The following is a 22,982-nucleotide window of genomic DNA, read 5'->3' on the forward strand; positions in this document are numbered from 1 at the left end:
AGGCATGGAAAAAGCTACATTTGGATCAGGTTGTTTTTGGTGTACTGAAGCAATGTTTCAGAGGCTAAAAGGGGTTCATAATGTGAAATCAGGATACGCTGGTGGATCCACAAAAAATCCTACTTACAAAGAAGTCTGCTCTGGGAAAACTGGACACGCAGAGGTGATACAGTTCGAATATGATTCCAGTGTAATTTCATATGATGAGTTGCTTGAAGTTTTTTGGAAGACGCACGATCCTACCACATTAAACAGGCAGGGAAATGATGTTGGTACGCAATACCGATCTGTGGTTTTTTATCATAATGAAAGACAGAAGGAATTGGCTGAAGCTTATAAATTAAAGCTCAATGAATCAAACATCTGGCCAAGTCCAATAGTCACTGAAATTGCTCCATTAAATGCCTTTTACCCAGCTGAGGTAGATCATGATAATTACTATAATGAAAATAGCAATCAGCCTTACTGTGCCTTTGTAGTAGCTCCTAAGGTGGAAAAGTTTAAAAAAGTATTCTCAGAGAAGCTATCTTAGTTATAATGCTTACTGAGATGATGCACATGCAGCCGTATTTTGTCAACTCGTGATGTGACATGATGCACGTACTTGAAAAGTTCAGTTTCTAATAAGTAAACCTGACCATCATAAGAATTGTAGCCTACGTCGTTAGCAGTTACCTCAGCATTTTTTTCAATTTCACGCATCGCTTTGCATTCATCACTCATAAAGGAGATAAAACTTTGCGTATCGTACTCCTCTTCAAATTTCTTGATGTCTTTTAGTGTCTTTTTTATTTCTTTGTCACTAGTTGTTCGGGAGAGCTTCAGTAATACATCATAAAGGACTGAGTCATAATGGTGGATTTCATTCAAAAGAGTAAGTATTCTATCCCTATATTGCTCATCCAGGCACAACTGCTGCAATCCTTCGTAAGATGAGAGTTTGTCAGCCTCAAGATCCCAATCGTAAGTAATCTGATCTATCTTTTCATCTAAGCGCTCCTCTTCCTGGGCAAACCCACATATCGCAAACAATAAAAAGGCGCTAAAAAAAATGGTTTTCATAATTTTATGCTCTAGATAACCGGTTAAATCAAAATTCGATCCAAAAAGATTGAATGACGCTAAGATATGTATTAGTCGCTATTCGATTTCTACGTATAAAGCCGGATTTTTGGATTGCTGTTTAATCATACCTAATTATTACTACGATGAATAAAACATTATATTTTTTATTTGTACTATTCGCTTGTTCTATGTCAGGCCAACATACTTCAGAGGTGATTAGTGCCGAGAAATTAATTGAATTAAGAGCCGAAGGAGTAAAAGTTATTGACATACGAACCAAGAGAGAATATGACCTGGGACATATTCCTGGGGTCATTCATGTAGATTTTTTAGAAGATGGGTTTTTGGAGAGAATGAAAAATGAGGGTACCTCAGTGCCTATTATCATCCATTGTGCCAGTGGAGGAAGAAGTGCAAAAGCCGCTAAAATGTTAAAAGAAGCTGGTTTTGAGCGCGTTTATGATTACTCAGGTGGTTTTAAAGAGTGGTCCTCGAAAGGTTTTGAAATAGAGAAGTAGTGAGATGTCCATCAGGTAAACGAGCGTTCGATAGTGTAGCTTTGGCTGAGGAAGCTCTCATTCAGCATCACATCAGGAATGATTATAAAAAGGGTGAGGGACCAATTAATGTTTACGAATGTAGGGAGTGTGGAAACTGGCACTTTACATCCAAAGGCATTAAGCATGAGCTATTTAATGATCAGGAAATCTTAAAAAGAATTGAGTCAGAGAGAAGAGCGTTTCTTTGGGAGCAAAGACTTAGATAAAAAAGAACCGCTCCGTTGGGCCGAAGCGGTCCGGATCCAACGTATTTATTATGAGAAGATTAATAATTAGTGATGAATCCTGACGCAAATAGAACGAATTTTATTGAAATAGTTATATTATTTTACATTAACGGTTAATAAATATTATCTAAACATGAATCAAGATCAAGTTATTCAACGACTTAAAGAGGGGAATGAGCGATTCGTTTCCAATAAAATGAACGGTGAACTACAGAATGATGACAGACGGTCAGAATTGGTAGGAGGCCAGTCTCCATGGGCGATTGTACTCAGCTGTGCTGATAGTCGTGTTGTTCCAGAATTGGCTTTTGATACGGGACTTGGCGAGCTGTTCGTGCTTCGGGTAGCAGGAAATATTGCTAATACAGATACAATAGCAAGTATTGAATATGCTGTTGCACACCTGGGAACAGAGGTAATAGTGGTTATGGGACATGAAAGCTGTGGAGCTGTAGGAGCTGCTCTTGCAGGTGGAGACAATGGATACAACCTGAATCACCTTTTAGCTCAAATTGAACCAGCCAAGGCACAAGCTGGTAGCGATGATGTGAATACAGTGGTGAAAAAGAATGCTGAATTATCAGCCAAAGATTTATACGACAGGTCATCAATTATTAAGGGTGCTGTTGATGGTGGTAAACTAAAAATTGTTTCTGCTTTTTATAATTTGGGAAGCGGAAAGGTTGATTTATTGTAAAAAAAGCACAATAATAACATGAAGTCCACTCTGAAAGGGGTGGACTTTTTTAGTTCTCACCTTGTCTTAGCTGATTGAGGTCTCTTACCAGTGAGTTAATTCGCTGCATATCACCTATTAAGTCGTCGAGATGGGTTCTTTCTACATCCACTTTCGCCTTTACCTGAAAGCTTGAACTGATTTCTTTCTCTACAATAAGAATTGTATCAATGGTTTTTGAAAGCTGCTTAATCAGGTTCTTGGTGTGATAGAGACGTTGATAGAAGTCGGTAAGCATTCGGTTATGCTTTACATAATAATCAAGTGGGGGCGCTTTATCATTAATGCTTGCTAAAAGCAATTCAAAATCACCTGTCGATTGTTTATCAATTTGCTCAAGCTTAGGCAAGTAGACATCATTAATATATGCTTTCAATGCGGTGAGGGATTCGATTAACAATGACTCTGAGGAAAGAACATGTGACTGTACTTTCTTTTTTTTCGTTGGGGTCATCTGATTGACCTTGCTTGGCAAGATTCCACTCACAACTCCACCTAGCCCAAAAAGTCCTCCGATGGTTTCTGTAGTTCCTTTCAAGGCCCTGTAGATATTGAAACCATTAGGTATGAGTAAATAATACTCTTGAATGTACTCGTCCATATCCTTAAGGTGACGAGCTATTTCTTCTGGTACCTGCATTGATTCCTCATAAGCATTTACCGATTTAATTATGGTCGCGATGCGTAATGAGTCCGATCGGTGAAGTGAACTTTCCAGGTTTCTGGCTTCTAAATCCAGGTTAGCTACACGAACATTTAACTCTCTGTAGAATCTAGGATAGGTAGCCACTGCCTCAAAGTAGTTGTGAGACATTTTCAGCTGACTTTTACTTAAAGGGGCACATGAAGCAAAGAATAGACAGACAACAATCAGAATGCGCAAATATTTCATGCGTTAAAGCTCATCATAATATTGAAAAAATGCGATTGTAGTAAGAAAACTTTCAAGTAGACTGGCGTTGTTTTATCTTTGAATTTCAATTAAACCAAAGCATCAAGAAGTTATCTTCTTACCTAAAGACCAAAAAAGCGCATTTAATAAATCCGAACGCCTCCGAAAAGAAAGGAGTGGTCTGTGATACTGGATATAGCAATTTTTGCTATCTACATTGTTTTGGTTTTCCTTGTAGGTCTCTACTTCTACAGAAAGAATAAAACCAGTGATGATTATTATGTAGCCGGGAGGAATGTATCTAGCTGGCATATTGGACTTTCCGTTGTAGCTACAGATGTAGGGGGAGGTTTTTCCATAGGATTAGGCGGGCTAGGATTTACCATGGGCCTTTCAGGTTCCTGGCTTCTATTCACAGGCTTAATCGGAGCGTGGATGGCAGCCGTTCTTTTGATTCCAAAAGTCTATCAGCTGCCAGGTATTCAGAAAATGACCACCCTACCTCAGATATTTGAGCATTTTTATGGAAAGCAGGTAGCAATTTTAGCAGGTATTATCACTACCGTGGGGTATTTAGGCTTCACTAGTTCGCAAATCATTGCCGGCGCAAAGCTGGCGACCGGAACATTTGAGGGCTTTTCTTTCAATCATGCCGTGCTTTTAATGGGGATCGTCGCAGTAGGTTACACCATTCTTGGCGGACTCAAAGCAGTAATCTACACCGATACGGTTCAATGGATTATACTGATGGCTGGTTTACTTTTTGCAGGGATTCCGTTTGCGTACGATGCAATAGGAGGATGGTCGGCTGTAAATTCGATCGTGAACAAAGATTACCTCACATTGACAAACCTTACGTGGAAAGATTTAGTTAATTGGGCAATCACGATAATACCTATATGGTTTGTGGGAATGACACTATACCAGCGGATTTTTGCAAGCCGTGGTGAAAAGCAAGCCAAGAAGGCTTGGTTCATCGCAGGTTTGTTTGAATGGCCGCTCATGGCTTTCTTAGGTGTGATTTTGGGGCTTTTTGGTCGGGTAGCTTATGAGCAGGGAATCTTTGAAGTTGTAGGCTATGCAGCATCTGCTGATATGGATTCTGAGCTAGGTTTACCTGTGTTGTTGCGAACGGTATTGCCTCATGGGTTGATGGGGTTGGTTTTAGCCGCCTATTTCTCAGCGGTCATGTCCACGGCGGATAGTTGCCTAATGGCATCTTCCGGTTCGTTTTTAACCGATATCCTTCGATTCAAGGACAAGGGACTGGAGGAGATGGACCGTAAGTCATTAAGATCCTCTCAGGGAGCAACATTGGTATTGGGTGTAATTGCATTAGTCATTGCACTGTCGCTGGAAAATGTGCTGGAGGCGATGTTATTTTCATATGCCTTCATGGTCTCCGGTTTGTTCGTACCGATCATCGGTGCTTTTTACTGGAAGAAAGCAACAAAATTAGGTGCATTTGTTGCCATGCTTTTGGGTGGATTAGTTACAACTACGCTTACATTATTGGAAATTCAATGGTTTGGACTTGATCCGAACCTTTATGGAATAATTAGTGCCGCAATTGTGTTTATTGGTATAGGATTAGTAAAAAACAACATAGAAAAATGAATATAACTTTTAAGAAATATTTTCCTGCCCAGACTGTGGGCCTTTATGAAAAAGAGGAAGTTGTCAGCTTCCTGCATCGTTATTTAGATGAGTTTGGTGATCCCAAAGAGGATATCAGAAAATGTATTGAATATGCGTTAAATGCAGGCAAGCACCCTGGAGGGCTGATTTTGACAGCCTGGGATGGCGATACGATGGTGGGAGCTACAATTATCAATAAAACAGGAATGGCAGGATACATACCCGAAAACATCCTGGTTTACATTGCTACACACTCAGACTATAGAGGAAAAGGGATAGGTGGCCAGCTGATAGAGCGAGCGTTTAAGGAAACAGAAGGTGATATAGCTCTTCATGTGGAGCCTGAAAACCCTGCCAAACACCTGTATGAGAAATTAGGATTTACGAATAAATACCTTGAAATGCGATGGAAGAGACCGCAATAAACGATCTCATAGCTTTTAGAAAAGAGCTGCATCAGCATCCGGAAGTATCACAAAAAGAAATAGAAACACAGAGACGAATCATTCATTTTCTGAATGAGTCAGGGATAGAAGGTAAACCGATTGGTGGGACTGGTGTGTTTGTGATATTCGATAGTGGGAGAGAAGGGAAGACCATAATGCTTCGTTCCGATCATGATGCATTACCTATTCAGGAGATTAATGATTTTGAACATAAATCATTGATCGATGGGGTTTCTCATAAGTGTGGACATGATGGACATACCGCTATTATGTGCGGTGTTGCAAAGTACTTCAAAGAAAACCCGATCCCTACAGGGAAGTTGATACTGATGTTTCAACCAGCAGAAGAAAACGGAGAAGGAGCTAAGGCAGTCCTTGCGGATAATCAGTTTGATTTTGAGCCTGACCTGGTTTTTGCGTTGCACAATCTGCCAGGCTATCCATTACATCAGGTGGTGATAAAGGATAAGAATTTTACCACTGCAGCTAAGAGTATCATTATCAAGCTTTCCGGGAAAACCTCTCATGCTGCAGAGCCTGAGTTAGGTATTAACCCCGCAAAGGCAATTGCGGAACTAGTTGATATGTTTGAGGAAGAAAGCCAACCGGATTTAAACCGCGATGATTTTGCACTGGGATCCCCTGTTCATATTAATATGGGTGAAAAATCCTATGGTATCACTGCCGGGTATGGCGAAGTTCACTATACACTCAGAACATGGAATGGACGTATGATGAAAGATTTTGCGGATAGGGTTGTACGAAAAACAGAAGACATTGCTAAAACTCACCAATTGAAGCTGGACATTAGTTGGACCGAAGAATTTGACTCCAACAACAATCATCCTGCACCCATGAAGGTGATACGTGAGGCAATCGAAGCAAATAAATATAATTCCTTTGAACGCGAAAGACCGTTTAAGTGGGGGGAGGATTTTGGGCTTTTTACGCAGAAGTTTCCTGGTGCCATGTTTGGGATAGGTTCAGGGAAAGATTGTCCAGCACTACACAATCCGGATTATGATTTCCCTGACGAGATCATTGATACAGGAATAAATATGTTCACCACTATTGTTGATAAAGCGATTAATGGATAGTACTTCATACATTGAGCTAAGCAAGGAGGCTTACGAAAACAACCTTCAATTCCTTCGATTACTAATTAAAGAGGGAACAAGAATTTCCTCTGTGGTGAAGGGAAATGCTTATGGTCATGGGATAGCTGACTTTGTGCCGATGGCTGAAGAAATGGGAATTGATCATTTCTCGGTTTATAGTGCTGATGAGGCTGCAGAAGTATTTAAGGCCATTAAAAAAGATAGTACCGAGTTGATGATCATGGGCCATATAGCAAATGAGGATTTGAAATGGGCCATATCGAATGAAATTTCATTTTTCGTTTTCGAGTTTGACCGTGTAAGAGCAGCTGCTGAAACAGCGCAAATTTTGAACAAGAAAGCACGTATTCACATCGAGCTGGAAACGGGCATGAATCGGACAGGGTTTGACGAAGAAGAGGTCAATAGGCTCATTCCAGTCTTACTGGAGTATGAAGATAATCTGATCATTGAGGGGATATGCACCCATTATGCCGGGGCTGAGAGTATCGCAAATTATTTGCGCGTGCAGGATCAGAAGAAAAACTTCAATCAATTGGCTCAATTGTTGGTTGATAATGGTATCGAACCTAAAACCCGTCATACCTGTTGTTCAGCTGCTTCTATTCGACTTCCAGAAATGCATGAAGATATGGTACGAATTGGAATTCTTCAGTATGGTTTTTGGCCAAGTAGGGAGATATTCATTGAATACCTGAAAGGAAAGAAGGATAAAGTAGAGCCCTTAAGGCGGCTGATTACTTGGAAAAGCTCCATTATGAGTGTTAAGCACATAGAAATGGGAGAATTCGTAGGGTATGGCACTACCTATCTGGCTCAACGTGACATGAAGATTGCCACAGTACCGATTGGCTATTCACATGGTTTCAGCAGATCACTAAGCAATACAGGTCGTGTTTTGATTAATGGATTCCGTGTTCCGGTCATCGGCATGGTGAATATGAACAATCTTGCAGTAGATGTATCGGAAATTGATGAAATAAGAAAAGGAGACGAAGTAACTTTAATTGGTAAAAGTGGGGATGTAGAAATAAGTGTAGCATCGTTTGGAGAACTTAGTGATCAGTTGAATTATGAATTGTTGACACGATTACCAACTAAAATCCCACGAATAATCAAAGACTAATGGCATACATTGAATTATATAAGGATAAGCTAAAGAAGAACTACCAGTTTCTGGACGAACTTTTTAAAGAGAATGACATTGAATGGGCTGTTGTCTCAAAGCTGCTCTGTGGCAATGAAAAATACTTAAAGGAGGTCATTGATCTTGGCGCAAAAGAGATTTGTGATTCCAGAATTAGTAATCTGGAGGCCATTAAAAAAATTGATCCAAGCGTTCAGACGGTTTACATAAAACCACCTGCAAAGCGTAGTATTCCACGCCTTGTGAAGTATGCTGATGCAAGCTTCAACACGGAATACAAAACCATTAAATGGATTTCAGATGAAGCGGTGAAACAAAACAAGAAGCATAAGGTCATCATTATGATCGAGCTGGGAGATTTGAGAGAGGGTGTGATGGGAGATCATCTGATGGATTTTTATGAATCTGTTTTTAATCTTCCAAACATCGAAGTAACAGGAATTGGAGCAAATCTCAACTGTTTGTATGGGGTGATGCCATCTGAAGATAAACTTGTACAACTATCTCTATATGAGCAACTTATTGAGGCTAAGTTCAATAGAAAAATCCCATGGGTTACTGGAGGGACTTCTGTTGTGATTCCATTGCTCTTCAGAAAGCAGGTACCTGACGGAATTAATCATTTTAGAATCGGTGAAACCTTGTTTTTTGGACTTGATTTATTCACCCAGAAGGTGGTTCCGGGAATGGAAGGCGATGTGTTCAAACTTCATTCAGAGATAATTGAGATTACCGAAAAGCCTAAGATTCCAATTGGCTATATGGAAGCTAATCCATCCGGGGAGACTTTCGAAATCAATGAAGATGATTATGGCAAAACATCCTACAGAGCTATCCTTGATATTGGACTCTTAGACGTTTCAGAGGACTTTCTGATTCCTGATGATGATTCTATAGAGATAACGGGTGCCAGCTCGGATATGTTGATTGTAGATTTGGGTGAATCGAGTGAGAAATACAAGGTAGGGGATCTGGTATCTTTCAAATTGAAGTACATGGGAGCGTTGGGAATTTTCAATTCAGATTATATAGAAAAAAGGGTAGTCTGAAAATACATCGATACTTCCTACTTTTGCGCTAAACCTAATCGAAATGTCTGCAGATTTTCAGCGAAAAAAATTGGGATACTTCTTCCGTATCCTGGACCTTAATAGCAACGGATGCCTCCAAATGGATGATTTCACTGAAATGGTGGAAAAGGTTCGTGTGACATTGGGGTATGAACCAGGGAGCAAAGAGCATAAACGGATTACTGATAAAGCTGTTAAACTTTTTAATACGTTGGTAAAGGATATTAAGCCGGCTAGTTTCAATCAGGTTACTGAAAACGAATGGGTTGAATTCTTTCTGAAAGAGGTTATACACTCAGGTGATGAAGATTCACTAGATGACTACAAGGAATTGATCTTCAACTTCATGTTTGACTTCTTTGATAAGAACAGGGACGGATTTATTTCAAAAAAGGAATACGAAGACTTCTACGACATTTTTGGGATCGATCGGTCTTACTGTGATAAGGCTTTCCTTCTTTTAGACAATACTCAGAACAACAAACTCTCACGATACGACCTGATGAATGCCGTTGAGGATTTTTTTACCTCTAGTGATCCAACATTGCCAGGCAACTGGATTTTTGGTAACTGGGAATCTGAGCCCCATGCGGAGCTGTAAGTTTATAGCTTATCTAAAAGATTTTCATCCACCAGGTTAGGTAATGTCACTTTCAATTCAGGAGTGCGTTCCATTTCTCTTTTGATAGCGAATATTGCCTCATCATTTCGGGCCCAGCTTCTTCTTGCGATTCCATTATTCACATCATAGAAAAGCATGGATTTCAACCTTCTGTCCGCTTCTTCGGTTCCATCCAGGAGCATGCCAAAGCCCCCGTTGATTACTTCACCCCAGCCAACTCCACCACCGTTGTGAATTGATACCCAGGTTGCTCCGCGGAAACTGTCTCCAATTACATTCTGTATAGCCATATCAGCCGTGTATCGGCTACCATCATAGATGTTGCTCGTTTCTCTATAAGGTGAATCAGTGCCACTTACGTCATGGTGATCTCTGCCTAAAACAATAGGAGCAGAGATGTCTCCCTTTTTGATTGCGTCATTAAAAGCTTCCGCAATTTTTGATCGTCCTTCTGCATCTGCGTATAGGATTCTTGCCTGAGACCCAACCACGAGTCGGTTACTTTCTGCCTCTTCAATCCACCGGATGTTGTCTTGCATTTGCTGTTGAACCTCAGCAGGAGAGTTTGACTTGATTTCTCTCATTACTTTAAGTGCAATCTGATCTGATTTTCTTAGATCTTCTGCTTTGCCTGAAGTGCACACCCATCGGAACGGACCGAATCCGTAATCAAAGCACATCGGGCCGAGGATGTCTTGAACATAAGATGGATACTTAAAATCAATTCCATTTTCAGCCATAACATCGCCACCAGCTCTAGATGCTTCCAGTAAGAATGCATTGCCATAGTCAAAGAAGTATGTGCCTCTTGCTGCATGTTTATTTACCGATGAAGCATGTCTTCTAAGCGATTCTTGCACTTTTTCCTTGAATTTAGAGGGGTTGTTACGGATCAGGTCATTGGATTCATCAAAACTTAATCCCACCGGATAGTAACCGCCCGACCATGGATTGTGAAGAGACGTCTGATCTGAACCCAACTCAACGGTAATTTCTTCATCATAAAATCGTTCCCAGACATCCACCACATTCCCAACAAATGCGACGGAAACGACTTCCTCCTTTTCCTTTGCTTCTTTGACCCTAGCGACTAGTGAGGCAATATCTTCAATGATTTCATCGACCCATCCCTGCTCATGACGCTTGTGAGCTGCACTCGGATTCACTTCGGCACAAACTGTGATACAACCTGCGATGTTTCCAGCCTTCGGTTGAGCACCACTCATTCCTCCAAGCCCGGCGGTCAGAAAGATTTTTCCTGCAGGTGATACACCCGACCCCAGTTTCTTGCGGAAGGCGTTCATCACGGTAATAGTGGTACCATGAACAATCCCTTGTGGTCCAATGTACATGTAGGACCCAGCGGTCATTTGGCCATATTGTGTTACTCCCAGCGCATTGAATCGTTCCCAGTCATCGGGTTGTGAATAGTTAGGGATCATCATGCCATTAGTAACAACCACTCTTGGAGCATCTTTATGTGAGGGGAAGAGGCCCATCGGATGTCCGGAATACATATGGAGGGTTTGCTCATCTGACATGGTGGCGAGATACTGCATGGTAAGGAGGTATTGAGCCCAGTTTTGGAAAACGGCACCATTTCCGCCATAAGTGATCAGTTCTTCAGGGTGTTGAGCTACAGCTGGATCCAGGTTATTCTGGATCATCAACATGATGGCAGCTGCTTGCCTGGATTTGGCAGGGTATTCCTCGATTGGGCGAGCATACATGTCGTATTCAGGCATAAAACGATACATGTAGATTCTACCAAAATCATTTAGCTCTTCAGCAAATTCAGGAGCTAACTCTGCGTGCCACTCTTTAGGGAAGTACCGAAGAGCGTTTTTTATGGCCAGCTTCTTATCCTCAGCTGTAAGAATATCCTTTCGTTTTGGAGCCCGATTAACACCTTCTTTCAATGATTTTTTAACCGGAAGCTTTTCAGGAATGCCTTGTAATATTTGTTCTTGAAATGTCATATCTAATTTCTTTTAACCGCTAAGTGGACTGAGGTTATTACGGAGTTCTCAGAGGGATCTCTGATTTCACTGCTGTAAATAATTAAAAACTATCAAAGTCACTACTAAAGTCTGTATCCAACGAGATTCCCTCTGCATCAGCCGTTTCCCATGCAACTCTGACTAGCTCTTTATTCTTTACCATCTCAATAGCAGTCTCCATCACTTCATTCATTACACTATCTTCAGTGATATGATCAATTTTGCTTCGTACATGTTCGTGAATTGCGGCCATGATTTTGCTCGACTTTAATGGTCGATGAAAATCTAATGCTTGTGCCGCACAGAATATTTCAACACCAATGATCTTTTCAACATTTTCAACAACGCGCAATGTTTTACGGCCAGCAATGGAGCCCATGCTTACATGATCTTCCTGCCCTAATGAAGTGGGGATGCTATCAGCACTCGCCGGGAAGCACAAGCCTTTGTTTTCACTGGCAAGCGCAGCAGTAGTGTATTGTGGAATCATAAATCCGGAGTTGGTCCCGGTTTCCTTTAATAGCAGCTTCGGTACACCCGGTGTATCGCCCTCTAGCGATAAATAAATTCTTCGATCTGATATGTTACCGACTTCTGCGGCAGCCAGACAAGCATAATCAATAGGAAGGGCCATTGGCTGACCATGAAAGTTTCCACCACTGATGGTATGATCCCTATTGAAGACAATCGGGTTATCTGTCACAGAGTTGATTTCTACTTCCAGCATTTCTTTCACGTGCAGCCAGGCATTGCGTGATGCTCCATGTACCTGGGGCATGCATCGAAGTGAATATGGATCCTGAACTCGAGCACAGTTAGCATGAGAATGAACAACTTCTGATCCATCTAAGAGTTTGCTGATGAATGCCGCCACATGTCTTGTGCCCTTGTATGCCCGAACTTCATGCAACTCTGGCGAGAATGGCTTAACGGAAGCGAGTAATCCTTCCACCATCATCGCACCGGAGATATCAGCATGTGCTAGTACATTTTGAAGCCTCTCCACGATGGAAACTGCGTGAGCAGCAATGAACTGAGTACCATTGATCAATCCTAAGCCTTCTTTTGCTCCAAGCTGGATAGGTGCCAGATTAGCTTTCTGCATCCATTCACCTGTTTGTAAAAACTGCCCCTCAACTTTTACCTTGCCCAGTCCAATAAGCGGAAGAAAAAGGTGGGAGAGAGGAGCCAGGTCTCCAGAAGCACCTACCGATCCCTGTTCAGGAACGAGTGGAATGATATCATTATCTATATGATAAATGATTCGATCTATGGTTTCTTCCCGAACACCGGAAAACCCTTTGGCTAAAGCATGAACCTTAAGAATCATCATCAGTTTGGCAAGCTCATCTTTGATTGGATCGCCCAAACCTACGGCGTGACTCATGAGTAGGTTTTTCTGTAAAGTGCTGGTTTCTTCTTTAGAAATTTGTGTTGTGCAAAGGGGGCCAAAACCTGTATTGATACCATATACGGCCTTATCGCCATTTGCAATGGCTTTTACCTCATCAGCACTTTGCTGGATTTTTTTTCGCGTATTTTCTGTTAGAATTCCTTTCGTAATTCCCCTGGAAATAGATAAAGCAATCCCTGCAGTTAGGTGATCCTCTCCGTATTGAAAAACTGAAGTTTCTCTAGCCATATATAAAGATTGTTATGGCAACAAAATTAAGAATTGGTGATAGACTAATTTCTCTTTTCCGGAAATTCCTTTGTAGAGGTATTCCTAAAATTTTTTCATTAGTAGAATACCCTATTTCAGGCTGAAGTGATCCAATGTCATTATTCAGCACATACGATAAATCCAATTGAAACTGGATGGATTAGTATTGAAGAGATAAGATAATTATTAAATAAGCGGAAAACTCATTAAAAAACCGGATGGCTACTAACCCACCCGGCGTGTTAAACCTATATCCTAATGCATTGGGCACTTGTATGAAGAAGTTCTCAACCAATAGGATATATAAAAAAACGCCAAATTAAGAATATGGTTTTGAGTTTTTTTTCAAAAGCCGTATAATATTAGATTAAATCTAAAAGTATGTCGCCTGTGCTACACGAAAGGTATTGGCATGTGCTTCGATAATATCTCTGATATCCTCTGAGTATCCACCTCCCATGGATGCAACCATAGGGAGGTTATTTTTCTTTGCAGCTTCAATCACCAGCTGATCTCTTTCCTTACACCCTTCAGTGGTTAAACCCAATCGACCTAGTTTGTCTGTTTCTAAGATATCAACACCGGATTGGTAAAAGATAAAATCAGGTTCCACTTTATCTAGTAACATGTTAAGGTTTCTATCCAGGCTAGATAAGTAGGTTTTATCACCTGTGCCATCTTTTAGAGGGATATCTAAATCAGACTGCTCTTTTTGCAATGGATAATTATGTTCTCCATGCATACTGAAAGTGAATACCCGAGACTCATTTTTAAAAATTTCTGCTGTTCCATTACCCTGGTGCACGTCCAGATCTACCACTAAAATTTGCTTTGCTTTTTGGTGATCTAGTAGGTATTTGGAGGCAATTGCAATATCATTTAATAAGCAGAAACCTTCAGCTCTATCAGAAAAAGCATGATGCGTGCCACCTGCAATGTTCATTGCTATACCGTACTGTAGTGCATACTCAGCACACTGAATGGTGCCAGCATTTATAGTGATTTCTCTTTTTACGAGTTGTTCTGTTATTGGAAAACCACTTCGTCGTTCCTCCTGTCTAGTAAAATCCACTTTCTGAAGCTTAGCCCAGTATGTTGGCTTATGTACGGATATTATTTCGCTTTCCGTAAGCTGCCTTGGTTCAAAAATATTTTGCTCTTCAATGGTTCCCTCATGCAGTAACTGACTCGGTAATAAGTCATACTTCTCCATAGGGAAACGATGACCTGCAGGAAGTGGATGTTTGTATATAGACGACCAGGCTATTTTGAGCATGAACTGATAACCTTATTTAAAGTGACTATGTTTCGGAAATGTTATTGGCTTAAATACTCAAATTAATACTTTCAATTGAACGAGGTAAGTCTACTGCCAAATTATTAATATTTTAATATTAAATATGACTTAATCAATGAATCGAAAATAGTTTGAACCTTCAGTCAAATATAGCTTTATACTGTTATTGATGTTATCTAAAGACAACCTAACAATTATATCTACATCAAGGAAGAATGTCCATTCTTCTCAGCATTATTTGAATTATAAATACATAAAACAATATGGCTAAATGTTTCGCATTGATGGGGTGGAGTCTTCCCGTTATAGAAAGTATGCAAAAGACCGGAAAACCGTTTGTAGTCGTTTCTTTCCCTGATTTCGAACCTTATGCTAAAGAACATAATATTCCTTTTGTTCCTTATCAATTAAATGAATGGAGTGACACCTCTAATTCACTGGACTTGCACGAAAAGTTGAAAGCATATGATGTGGATGTGGCAGTTCCTCTGTTTGAAGAAACAGTGGAGTGGGCCGGAGCACTCAATTCGATCTATCGTGATGATCCAAGAGTGCTAAACAGGGCGTTTTTGTTCAGAAATAAAGCGATGATGAAACGTAAAGCACTGATTGGAGGATTGCGCGTTGGTTTATTTGAAGAGGTGCATAATAAAGAAGGTGTAAAAGCTTTCATGAAGCGTTTAAATGAAGCTAACCTGCAGTTAGATGGAGAAGAGGATAGCTGGGTTCATATTAAACCGTTTGCATCTGCTGGCACGGTAGGTCATCGCCTGCTGAAATCAATGGACCAAGTAGATGAAGAATGTGAGGATAGTGATTTTCCATGTCTAGCAGAAAGTCACCTTCCTGGCCGGGAGTTTTCTTGCGAAGCGTTCGTTCATGGGGGTGAAATTAAATTTTTAAACATCACTGAGTATGTGAAACTAGGGTATTCGAACTTTATACCTGAGGGGCATTATCTTGAATCGAAAAGAGACTTGATTCACAAGCACGTACAAAAACTTGTAGACATATTTGGCATTGAGTATGGAATGGTGCATCCTGAATGGTTCCTCACTGAAAATGATGAGTTGAATTTTGGTGAAACAGCATGCAGAATTCCAGGCGGTCATATCCTCGAACTATGTGGTAAATCTTATGAGTTTGATGCTCTTGCAGCTTTTGTGCAGATTCATGATCCAAGTCTGACTGAAGAAGAATTAGCAGAGATATTGCCGGACCCTGATGAAAAACCGAAAAACTATCATGGTAATGTGATGATCTATCCACACAAGAAGCAGTTTTCGAAGCTAGAGATTCCGGAAGAACTTAATAACGAACCTTACTTTGTGGATCACACGTTGGTGCCTCCTTTGAGTACGCAAAAGATCATCGATGACCGTGAAGGGTTTGGGAACCACTTTGGAACGATCAACTTTAAAGGAGAGGATCCGGACCGTATGACAGAACTATTAAAATATTATCAAAAAGTAGATTTCTACGTTTAAAAAGAGGTTAGAGCCCACATTAATGGAAATTGCCGAAAACAAACTTTTTCAAAACTTTGAAAATAGTTTTGAAGATTTCAAAACGGCTTCAGAGCTAACCAAAAAAGACAAGGCTGCTAAACTGGCCAGCCAGATAGACATTCTTGCTTTATCACGTGATGGATTAACTTATCTATGTGAGAAGAGCGCAGAATTAGATCGTCTTGGTTTTTTTTCCGGGACTTCATGGGATAATCCAAAAAAGCTGATCCCAACATTGGTAAGAGGGACTTTACAAGCTGGTCATCCTACCTCCAGTTTTGAATTATTATCTGAGCTAAGAATTCTGGGAATTGCCAATGGAGTTCCTTCTGACAAAATCACACGGGAAGAGGCTAAATCGCTTCTTGAGGAAATTCTTGTGCACAATATGGAATTTGCCTTAAACGACCTATCCGAGGAAACCAGGTCGATTATGAGTGATCGTGAAATAAAAAAGGCTACAAACCTCTTCGGATATTTAATGTCAGAAATCAGCCTGGAGGGGATATATGAAAAACTATCGGAGGAAATAGAAATAATCTGTAGTCAGCGTCCCGTTGAGACCAGAAAGGCTCGAGAATTGATTAGACTCATAGATCAGCGATTTGATACTTCCGGCAAGTCAGAAATTGACGTTTCCACAAGTAAGTTTATCAATGCCATACAGGCCCCCACAAAGAATTGCAAAGCGCATTCATCAATAAATGACTATCGGTCATTTATCAAGCATGCTGATGAGCGATCTTTAAAGCTGGAAGCTAAAGAAATGGGGCTGTCAATGGGAGAGACCGGGCTGGTAAGTGAGTATCACGCCATACTGTTATTGTATTTGGTCGATCACTTTCCTGATTTAGTTCCCTCATTGCTATTCCTAAATGAAAGAGGGAAAGCAGAATGGCAAAAATTTCAGGAACTAATAACATCGCTCATTAAGGAGGTGATTTCTCCGGAAAATTATCAATGCATCTATGGGCTTAGTTGGTTATTAGGACGGAATTTGTTGTCGAGAAGACCTGTGCGTGCTGGTTTTGAAAATTTAAGAAGAGCTAAAATAAACCCACAGGTTGAAAAGCGAATTCTAAAATCAATCGAGAAACCTCATCCTTCAGTGACTGCTCTGCAGTATCTCTTAGGAGGAACGCTAAAGGTTCTAGGTCAGCCGTTAGGAATTGGTCAGGGGAATAACCCAACATGTCAGTCTGCACGAGGAATCAGTATGTGGAGCCAACATGCGCCGGCTAAGCTTATTGACATGATTATCACAGTCGCAACTCAGAATAACCTGATTATGCGATTTGAGAACCATGACCTGGAATCAATCAAGCTTGGTAAAGGGCTGGTAGAAAAGCTTGATTATAATCTGGACGTTGTTTCAGCGATCCTTGTACCACATTTGGATCGTATTTACAACGAGATGATGCGTAGGTCTATGGGGCGAACCGACGATCCTCACAAATGGGTAAATCCCGCGATGTATGGCCACTGGATTCCTGTTGGATTTGCCTCGTGTTACGATTATCTCACAAACTCTATACTCGATTATACAGGCTTTATTCGCATTTTCTATGCGGCTTTCCATCCCCAATTTAATGACGGTCGTGAGGTTGTTTATCCAATACCTATTGGCATATTCATTACGAGTAATCACGGAGATATGCTAGGTTTTCATGCAGTCTCGTTACTTCGCGTCGATCAGGATCCATCCGGTTTGTTTAGGGCGTATTTTCTCAATCCAAACAATGAAGGACGTCAGGACTGGGGCCAAGACATCAAACCATCTGTTCATGGAAACGGAGAGAAACCAGGTGAGTCATCTTTACCATTTCATGAATTTGCAGCCCGTATATATGCATTTCATTACAATCAATTGGAGGCCAATGCCCATTTACATCTGGTAGATGAAAACGAAATCAGCAAAGTAAGGAAGCTGGCAGAGGAAAGTTGGGGAAAATCATATATCTGGAATGAACAAACCAAACTATGGTAAGACACTCATCACGTATCGAGCTTAGTCAATCATCGTTGACTGGTAATATCAATTTCATCAGGAAGAAAGTTGGAAAAGATATAAGAATATCGTCTGTTGTGAAAGCTAACGCCTACGGTCATGGAATCCATCAATTTGTGAAAATGGCAGAGAAAGCTGGTGTTAATCACTTTGCAACCGCGTCTGCTTTCGAGGCTGAAGAGGTGCTGGAAGCCAAATCTAAAAATAGTGATGTGATGATCATGGGTATCCTTTATGATGAAGATATTCCATGGGCCATCGAGCATGGCATTGAATTTTACGTTTTTAACTATGAGCGGCTGCCTAAGGTACTCAATGTTGCAAAAGAGATTGGTAAACAAGCAAAGGTTCATTTGGAGGTAGAAACCGGAGCAAACCGTACAGGCCTTCCGGAAAAGGAGTTTTTGGATAGTTTATCCTTTGTAAAAAAGCACAAAAGACACATCGCGTTTAATGGCCTCTGTACGCATTTTGGTGGAGCCGAAAGCTTATCTAATCAGTTCAAAATTGATCGGCAGCATAAGAAGTACAAGGAGTTTTTAAGGGTATGTAAGAAAAAGAGCTTCATGCCAGAGATCAGACATATAGCCTGTTCTGCTGCTGCTTTAGCATATCCTGATACGGTATATGATATGGTCAGAATAGGAGTAGCGCAATATGGATTTTGGCCAAGTCCCGACATTTATTTCATGCATTTGCAAGAGACAGGAAAAACATCAAATAGCTCATTGAAGCGCTTGTTTACCTGGAAAACGGATGTAATGGACATTCGTGACGTTTCAGCAGGAGAGTTCATTGGGTATGGGACAGCCTATCAGGCAACCCAGGATATGAAAGTGGCAGTGATGCCATTGGGCTATTCAAATGGCTATCCTCGAGCTCAGTCTAATAGGGGGCATGTGCTTATTAAAGGAAAGAAAGCTCCGATTGTTGGACTTATTAATATGAACCTCTTTATGGTAGATATTTCTCACATTGAGGGAGTAGATGTAGGTGATGAAGTTGTTTTGGTAGGAAGACAAAAAAATAACACAATAAACATCAGTTCTTTTACCCAGGTGACCCAACTACTGAATAATGAAATGTTGAGCAGACTGCCAGCTGCAATACCCAGAAAAATTGTGAAATGAGAAGGTTTAGCAAAGAAGAGAAGAAGTTGTTAAAATCCTTAATTAAATCTGAAAAGGAATCTTTCGGATTAATGGATTTCATCGAGTTTAACTTTCCAGGTGGAAGGTTCGAAATCAGCACTTTTCAGCAAGCCATTAGTCTGCAGGTTTTGGACGAGGAACTGCCCCGGGTGATGAATCAGCTTGTGAATAGGCTAAATCTTATCAAGCAATTGGAGAAAGCAGGCTTCTTAAGCCTATGGACCCAGCTACCCATTAAAGACAACACACAATCGTGTGGAACTGCGTCCGACTCTGCGAAGACTGTATTTGTGCCAGACATCAGTATTGCTTCAGAGCTTTTAAAATATGGTAATTACCAGATGAGCTTTCACAGTTCATTGGTTGAATGGTCAAAAAGAAATTTCAGAATAAATACGATACCTACAGGGCTCAAATACACCATATATGCTTTGCTGATTGCGTTTGGAGTAGATCTCCTTTATCAATTTCAAATCATCGGGAAAAACATTCAATCCGATCAACGAACAATTGTTGATAACCACAAGGAAGTGCTTGAAAATCAAAAGCTCAATAAACAGATCATAGATTCGATACAGTCTCAAGGCAATGACTTGGTTTATTTGACGAATCGAATCTCTACGAATACAGAAAACATGAAAGATGTAGAGTTGTTAATAGACCAACAATGGACATCAATCAATAGCATTCAAGCCCAAATTAATTCATTGGAGGACCAGTTGATTGCTAACAATAAACTGATAAGCAAAACAGATAGTCTTATTAATCTAACCATTGAAAATGAGTAAATCTCAAGACACTATCGTCATTAAATATGGTGGAAATGCCATGGTCAATGAATCGCTCAAGCAATCCATTTTAAGCAAGATTGCTTCACTTCATCAAGACCGTCATCGAATCGTTCTGGTACACGGAGGTGGACCGTTTATCAATGCGATTCTGGATAAGGTTCAAATTCAGTCTGAATTTGTAGATGGTCATAGAAAGACCACACCAGAGGCAATGAAGTACATCGAGATGGCTCTGAAAGGTGAGGTGAATACAAGTCTTGTTGGTCGGATGAATGCCTTAGGAGCCAAAGCTGTGGGGCTTTCAGGCAAAGATGGTGGAATGATTACAACGAAAAAACGGTTTCATTATGAAGGAGGGAGACAAATTGATCTCGGACAGGTGGCTGATGTTGCATCGGTTCAGCCAGAAATTTTAATTGACCTGCTAGACAAAAATTACATCCCTATTGTCGCTTGTGTTTCTGCAGATAAGCATGGGGTTTCCTTCAATATCAATGCAGACATGATGGCAGGTGCGATTGCCGGAGCATTGAATGCTGATTACCTGGTTTTGACTGATGTGGATGGAATCAGAAAAGAAAAAGATGACCCTACATCGCTTATTCCTGAAATATCAATTGGTCAGATTCCTGAAATGATGAAAAGCGTAATTGTTGGAGGTATGATACCCAAAATTGAGTCATGTCAAATAGCCATTGAGGCCGGATCAAAAAGAGCGAGAATCATAAACGGTACAAAACCTGAGCAATTAATTGAGGCAATAAACACAACGAATCAGATAGGTACTACGATCACAAAATAATTATGAGTTTAAGTACGGAGGAGTTACATCGATTAGATAAAGAATATTATTTACCAACCTTTAAAAGGTACCCGCTGGCTTTCAAAAAGGGAAAAGGATCCAGGTTGTGGGACATGGAAGGCATTGAATACATTGATGCACTGGCCGGGATCGCTGTGAATAATGTAGGTCACGCCCATCCCAAAGTAGTCAAGGCCATTCAGAACCAAGCAGAAAACCTTATCCATATATCTAATTTCTACCTTTCAGAACCACAAATGGTTCTCGCTAAGAAACTTGCGGATCTTTCGGGTTTAAAGCGTGTGTTTTTTGGAAATAGTGGTGCAGAGGCGGCAGAAGGCGCAATCAAAATCGCCCGGAAATATGCCAGCAAGAATGGAAGAGGAGGAACGATCATCAGTATGAAAAATGCCTTCCATGGAAGGACAATGGCGACCCTGGCTGCAACAGGTAAAAAAGCTATGATGAATGGATTTGATCCAATTCCTGAGGGTTTTTGCCACATTCCTTTTAATGATATCAACCTGGTGAAGGAAAAAGTAAATCAGGATACGGCCGCAATCATGCTGGAACCCATTCAGGGAGAAGGTGGGATCATTCCGGCTGAAAGGGATTTTCTAAAGGAGCTACGAAACTTTTGTGATGAAGAAGGTATCGCTTTGGTTTTTGATGAAGTGCAGTGTGGAATCGGCCGTACAGGCAAAATGTTTGCATTTGAGCATTATGGAGTAAAACCAGACATAATGACCCTTGCTAAGGGACTTGGTGGCGGCTTCCCAATTGGGGCGGTTTTGGCAAGCGAAAAAGTAGGTGGAGCCATCGATTGGGGTGATCATGGAACAACCTTTGGAGGTAACCCATTGGGATGTGCAGCCGCATTAGCAACCTTGGAGGCTATAGAGGAAGAAAATTTGATGGACGCTGCAACCGAAAATGGTCAATGGTTTAGGGAAAAGGTCATAAAAGCCTCTACAGAATATCCTGAAATCGAAGGAATACGTGGAGAAGGGTTAATGCTGGGAGTTGTGCTTTCTGTGGAGTCTAAGCCGATTGTTGCCACCATGATGAAACACAAGGTATTGGCAAATGCAACAGCAGAAAATGTGGTTCGGATAGTGCCACCTTTGAACATTTCACGGGAGGATCTTCAAGTAGTTTTTGATATACTATTAAAATCAATCGAGGAGAACAGAAAATGAGTAAGTATAAAGTTGGAATAGTAGGAGCCACAGGATACACTGGGTCTGAGCTGGTGCGTATTCTCATCCATCATCCATCAGTTGAGATTTCAGTCATTACAGCTGATTCAAGGAAGGGGGAGCGATTTGTTGATGTTCACCCACAGTTTCAGGGCATTTTCGATGCACCTCTTGTGGGAATTGACGAAATCCAAAAGCATGATTTAGATATTGTATTTCTCGCCTTACCACATGGGGTATCCATGGATTTTGTTAAAGATCACCTGGATGAGGATTTCAAAATTATTGACCTCTCCGGGGATTTCAGACTATCCTCTCCTGATGTATATGAAGCCTGGTACAAGAATGACCATAAATTCCCTAAGGGATTTGAGTCTGCTGTGTTTGGTCTTCCTGAGCTCTTCCGTTCAGCCATCCGTTCAGCCAAGTTGGTGGCTAATCCGGGGTGTTTTCCTACCTCAGCAATTTTAGCGTTGGCACCTCTTTTGAAAGAAGGACTCGTTGATAAAAAACATTTAATTGTCGATTCTAAAACAGGAGTGACCGGTGCAGGAAATAAAGCAAAACCTAATACTCATTTTCCTGTTGTCAATGACAATTTCACAGCATATGGAGTAAAAAAGCATCGTCATACGATAGAAATTCAGGAAGTGATCAATGCTTATTCTGGAGAAGATTCCTCCGTACTTTTTACACCTCATTTGTTACCGGTGGACAGAGGCATTCTCTCTACCACCTACTCAAAACCAACACAAGAGGTCTCTGAAGAATTAATCCATAAAATTTTCAAAGAATACTATGATGATGAGCCGTTTGTACGACTTGTTAGTCAGTTGCCATCACTGAAACAGGTGAGGGGAACTAACCTTGCAGATTTGTTTGTGACATTTGATGAACGCACGAATACAATTATCACTGTATCTGTCATAGATAATCTGGTTAAAGGAGCAGCAGGTCAGGCTGTTCAAAATATGAATTTGATGCTGGGACTGAATGAAGATGAGGGTCTGGCAATTGTTCCATTACAACCTTAAAATGTCTT

At 40.8% G+C, this 22,982-nt stretch carries 22 protein-coding genes; 17 read left to right on the top strand and 5 right to left on the bottom strand.

Translation table 11 applies throughout. The annotated features are described in order from the left end of the window. Nucleotides 1-4 precede the first annotated feature (4 nt). A complete protein-coding gene (gene msrA / locus ACXAH9_RS15595) occupies nucleotides 5-532 on the top strand; it encodes a peptide-methionine (S)-S-oxide reductase MsrA (protein ID WP_474895785.1) in 528 nt (175 codons plus the stop codon). Here msrA and ACXAH9_RS15600 read toward each other — a convergent pair. After that, nucleotides 529-1,062: a hypothetical protein gene (locus tag ACXAH9_RS15600; protein WP_474895786.1), complete on the bottom strand. Its 534-nt coding sequence runs from the start codon at nucleotides 1,060-1,062 to the stop codon at nucleotides 529-531. The genes msrA and ACXAH9_RS15600 overlap by 4 nt on opposite strands. A gap of 146 nt (nucleotides 1,063-1,208) precedes the next feature. Between ACXAH9_RS15600 and ACXAH9_RS15605 the strand changes: the two genes are divergently transcribed. From ACXAH9_RS15605 to ACXAH9_RS15615, 3 genes are all read left to right on the top strand, one after another. Next, entirely contained in the window at nucleotides 1,209-1,583 is a 375-nt protein-coding gene (locus ACXAH9_RS15605; RefSeq protein WP_474895787.1) for a rhodanese-like domain-containing protein, read from the top strand. Then, complete coding sequence (locus tag ACXAH9_RS15610; protein ID WP_474895788.1) at nucleotides 1,583-1,831, top strand: hypothetical protein; 249 nt, start codon at nucleotides 1,583-1,585, stop codon at nucleotides 1,829-1,831. The genes ACXAH9_RS15605 and ACXAH9_RS15610 overlap by 1 nt, the downstream gene beginning before the upstream one ends. A gap of 154 nt (nucleotides 1,832-1,985) precedes the next feature. After that, nucleotides 1,986-2,549 (top strand): carbonic anhydrase, encoded by a 564-nt coding sequence (locus ACXAH9_RS15615; RefSeq protein WP_474895789.1) that lies wholly within the window; start codon nucleotides 1,986-1,988, stop codon nucleotides 2,547-2,549. A 49-nt stretch (nucleotides 2,550-2,598) separates the two neighbouring features. Here ACXAH9_RS15615 and ACXAH9_RS15620 read toward each other — a convergent pair whose 3' ends face one another. Beyond that, a complete protein-coding gene (locus ACXAH9_RS15620; RefSeq protein ID WP_474895790.1) occupies nucleotides 2,599-3,402 on the bottom strand; it encodes a hypothetical protein in 804 nt (267 codons plus the stop codon). Between the two features lie 261 nt (nucleotides 3,403-3,663). Between ACXAH9_RS15620 and ACXAH9_RS15625 the strand changes: the two genes are divergently transcribed. Genes ACXAH9_RS15625 through ACXAH9_RS15650 form a run of 6 tightly spaced genes read left to right on the top strand, consistent with a single transcriptional unit; the run spans nucleotide 3,664 to nucleotide 9,500 of the window. Further along, nucleotides 3,664-5,097, top strand: a complete 1,434-nt coding sequence (locus ACXAH9_RS15625) for a sodium:solute symporter family protein (protein ID WP_474895791.1) — start codon at nucleotides 3,664-3,666, stop codon at nucleotides 5,095-5,097. Continuing rightward, complete coding sequence (locus ACXAH9_RS15630) at nucleotides 5,094-5,543, top strand: GNAT family N-acetyltransferase (protein ID WP_349566665.1); 450 nt, start codon at nucleotides 5,094-5,096, stop codon at nucleotides 5,541-5,543. Before ACXAH9_RS15625 ends, ACXAH9_RS15630 begins: the two co-directional genes overlap by 4 nt. Continuing rightward, entirely contained in the window at nucleotides 5,525-6,661 is a 1,137-nt protein-coding gene (locus ACXAH9_RS15635) for an amidohydrolase (protein WP_474895792.1), read from the top strand. The genes ACXAH9_RS15630 and ACXAH9_RS15635 overlap by 19 nt, the downstream gene beginning before the upstream one ends. Further along, entirely contained in the window at nucleotides 6,654-7,808 is a 1,155-nt protein-coding gene (gene alr, locus ACXAH9_RS15640; protein ID WP_474895793.1) for an alanine racemase, read from the top strand. Before ACXAH9_RS15635 ends, alr (ACXAH9_RS15640) begins: the two co-directional genes overlap by 8 nt. Continuing rightward, entirely contained in the window at nucleotides 7,808-8,878 is a 1,071-nt protein-coding gene (locus ACXAH9_RS15645) for an alanine racemase (protein ID WP_474895794.1), read from the top strand. The genes alr (ACXAH9_RS15640) and ACXAH9_RS15645 overlap by 1 nt, the downstream gene beginning before the upstream one ends. A 43-nt stretch (nucleotides 8,879-8,921) precedes the next feature. Continuing rightward, nucleotides 8,922-9,500 (top strand): EF-hand domain-containing protein, encoded by a 579-nt coding sequence (locus tag ACXAH9_RS15650; RefSeq protein ID WP_474895795.1) that lies wholly within the window; start codon nucleotides 8,922-8,924, stop codon nucleotides 9,498-9,500. Nucleotides 9,501-9,502: 2 nt separating this feature from the next. Here the strand turns inward: ACXAH9_RS15650 and ACXAH9_RS15655 are convergent, their stop codons facing one another. From ACXAH9_RS15655 to ACXAH9_RS15665, 3 genes are all read right to left on the bottom strand, one after another. Next, complete coding sequence (locus ACXAH9_RS15655; protein ID WP_474895796.1) at nucleotides 9,503-11,500, bottom strand: urocanate hydratase; 1,998 nt, start codon at nucleotides 11,498-11,500, stop codon at nucleotides 9,503-9,505. 82 nt (nucleotides 11,501-11,582) lie between these two features. Next, nucleotides 11,583-13,163 carry a histidine ammonia-lyase gene (hutH, locus tag ACXAH9_RS15660; RefSeq protein WP_474895797.1) on the bottom strand — a complete coding sequence of 527 codons (1,581 nt, stop codon included), beginning with the start codon at nucleotides 13,161-13,163 and terminating at the stop codon, nucleotides 11,583-11,585. A 394-nt stretch (nucleotides 13,164-13,557) separates the two neighbouring features. After that, nucleotides 13,558-14,460: a histone deacetylase family protein gene (locus ACXAH9_RS15665; RefSeq protein WP_474895798.1), complete on the bottom strand. Its 903-nt coding sequence runs from the start codon at nucleotides 14,458-14,460 to the stop codon at nucleotides 13,558-13,560. Between the two features lie 284 nt (nucleotides 14,461-14,744). On the opposite strand from ACXAH9_RS15665, the gene ACXAH9_RS15670 reads away from it, so the two are divergent. Genes ACXAH9_RS15670 through argC form a run of 7 tightly spaced genes read left to right on the top strand, consistent with a single transcriptional unit; the run spans nucleotide 14,745 to nucleotide 22,974 of the window. Next, a complete protein-coding gene (locus ACXAH9_RS15670; protein ID WP_474895799.1) occupies nucleotides 14,745-15,968 on the top strand; it encodes an ATP-grasp domain-containing protein in 1,224 nt (407 codons plus the stop codon). A gap of 22 nt (nucleotides 15,969-15,990) precedes the next feature. Continuing rightward, on the top strand, nucleotides 15,991-17,976 hold the full coding sequence (locus ACXAH9_RS15675) for a hypothetical protein (protein ID WP_474895800.1): 1,986 nt from the start codon (nucleotides 15,991-15,993) through the stop codon (nucleotides 17,974-17,976). Beyond that, nucleotides 17,970-19,127, top strand: a complete 1,158-nt coding sequence (alr, locus tag ACXAH9_RS15680) for an alanine racemase (RefSeq protein WP_474895801.1) — start codon at nucleotides 17,970-17,972, stop codon at nucleotides 19,125-19,127. Before ACXAH9_RS15675 ends, alr (ACXAH9_RS15680) begins: the two co-directional genes overlap by 7 nt. Next, nucleotides 19,124-19,936 (top strand): hypothetical protein, encoded by an 813-nt coding sequence (locus ACXAH9_RS15685; protein ID WP_474895802.1) that lies wholly within the window; start codon nucleotides 19,124-19,126, stop codon nucleotides 19,934-19,936. The genes alr (ACXAH9_RS15680) and ACXAH9_RS15685 overlap by 4 nt, the downstream gene beginning before the upstream one ends. Continuing rightward, nucleotides 19,929-20,741 carry an acetylglutamate kinase gene (gene argB, locus ACXAH9_RS15690; protein ID WP_474895803.1) on the top strand — a complete coding sequence of 271 codons (813 nt, stop codon included), beginning with the start codon at nucleotides 19,929-19,931 and terminating at the stop codon, nucleotides 20,739-20,741. The genes ACXAH9_RS15685 and argB overlap by 8 nt, the downstream gene beginning before the upstream one ends. Nucleotides 20,742-20,743: 2 nt before the next feature. Next, a complete protein-coding gene (locus tag ACXAH9_RS15695) occupies nucleotides 20,744-21,940 on the top strand; it encodes an acetylornithine/succinylornithine family transaminase (protein WP_474895804.1) in 1,197 nt (398 codons plus the stop codon). Continuing rightward, complete coding sequence (gene argC, locus ACXAH9_RS15700) at nucleotides 21,937-22,974, top strand: N-acetyl-gamma-glutamyl-phosphate reductase (protein WP_474895805.1); 1,038 nt, start codon at nucleotides 21,937-21,939, stop codon at nucleotides 22,972-22,974. Before ACXAH9_RS15695 ends, argC begins: the two co-directional genes overlap by 4 nt. The last annotated feature ends 8 nt before the right edge of the window (nucleotides 22,975-22,982 follow it).

The organism is Ekhidna sp. ABH4_415, assembly GCF_056161305.1.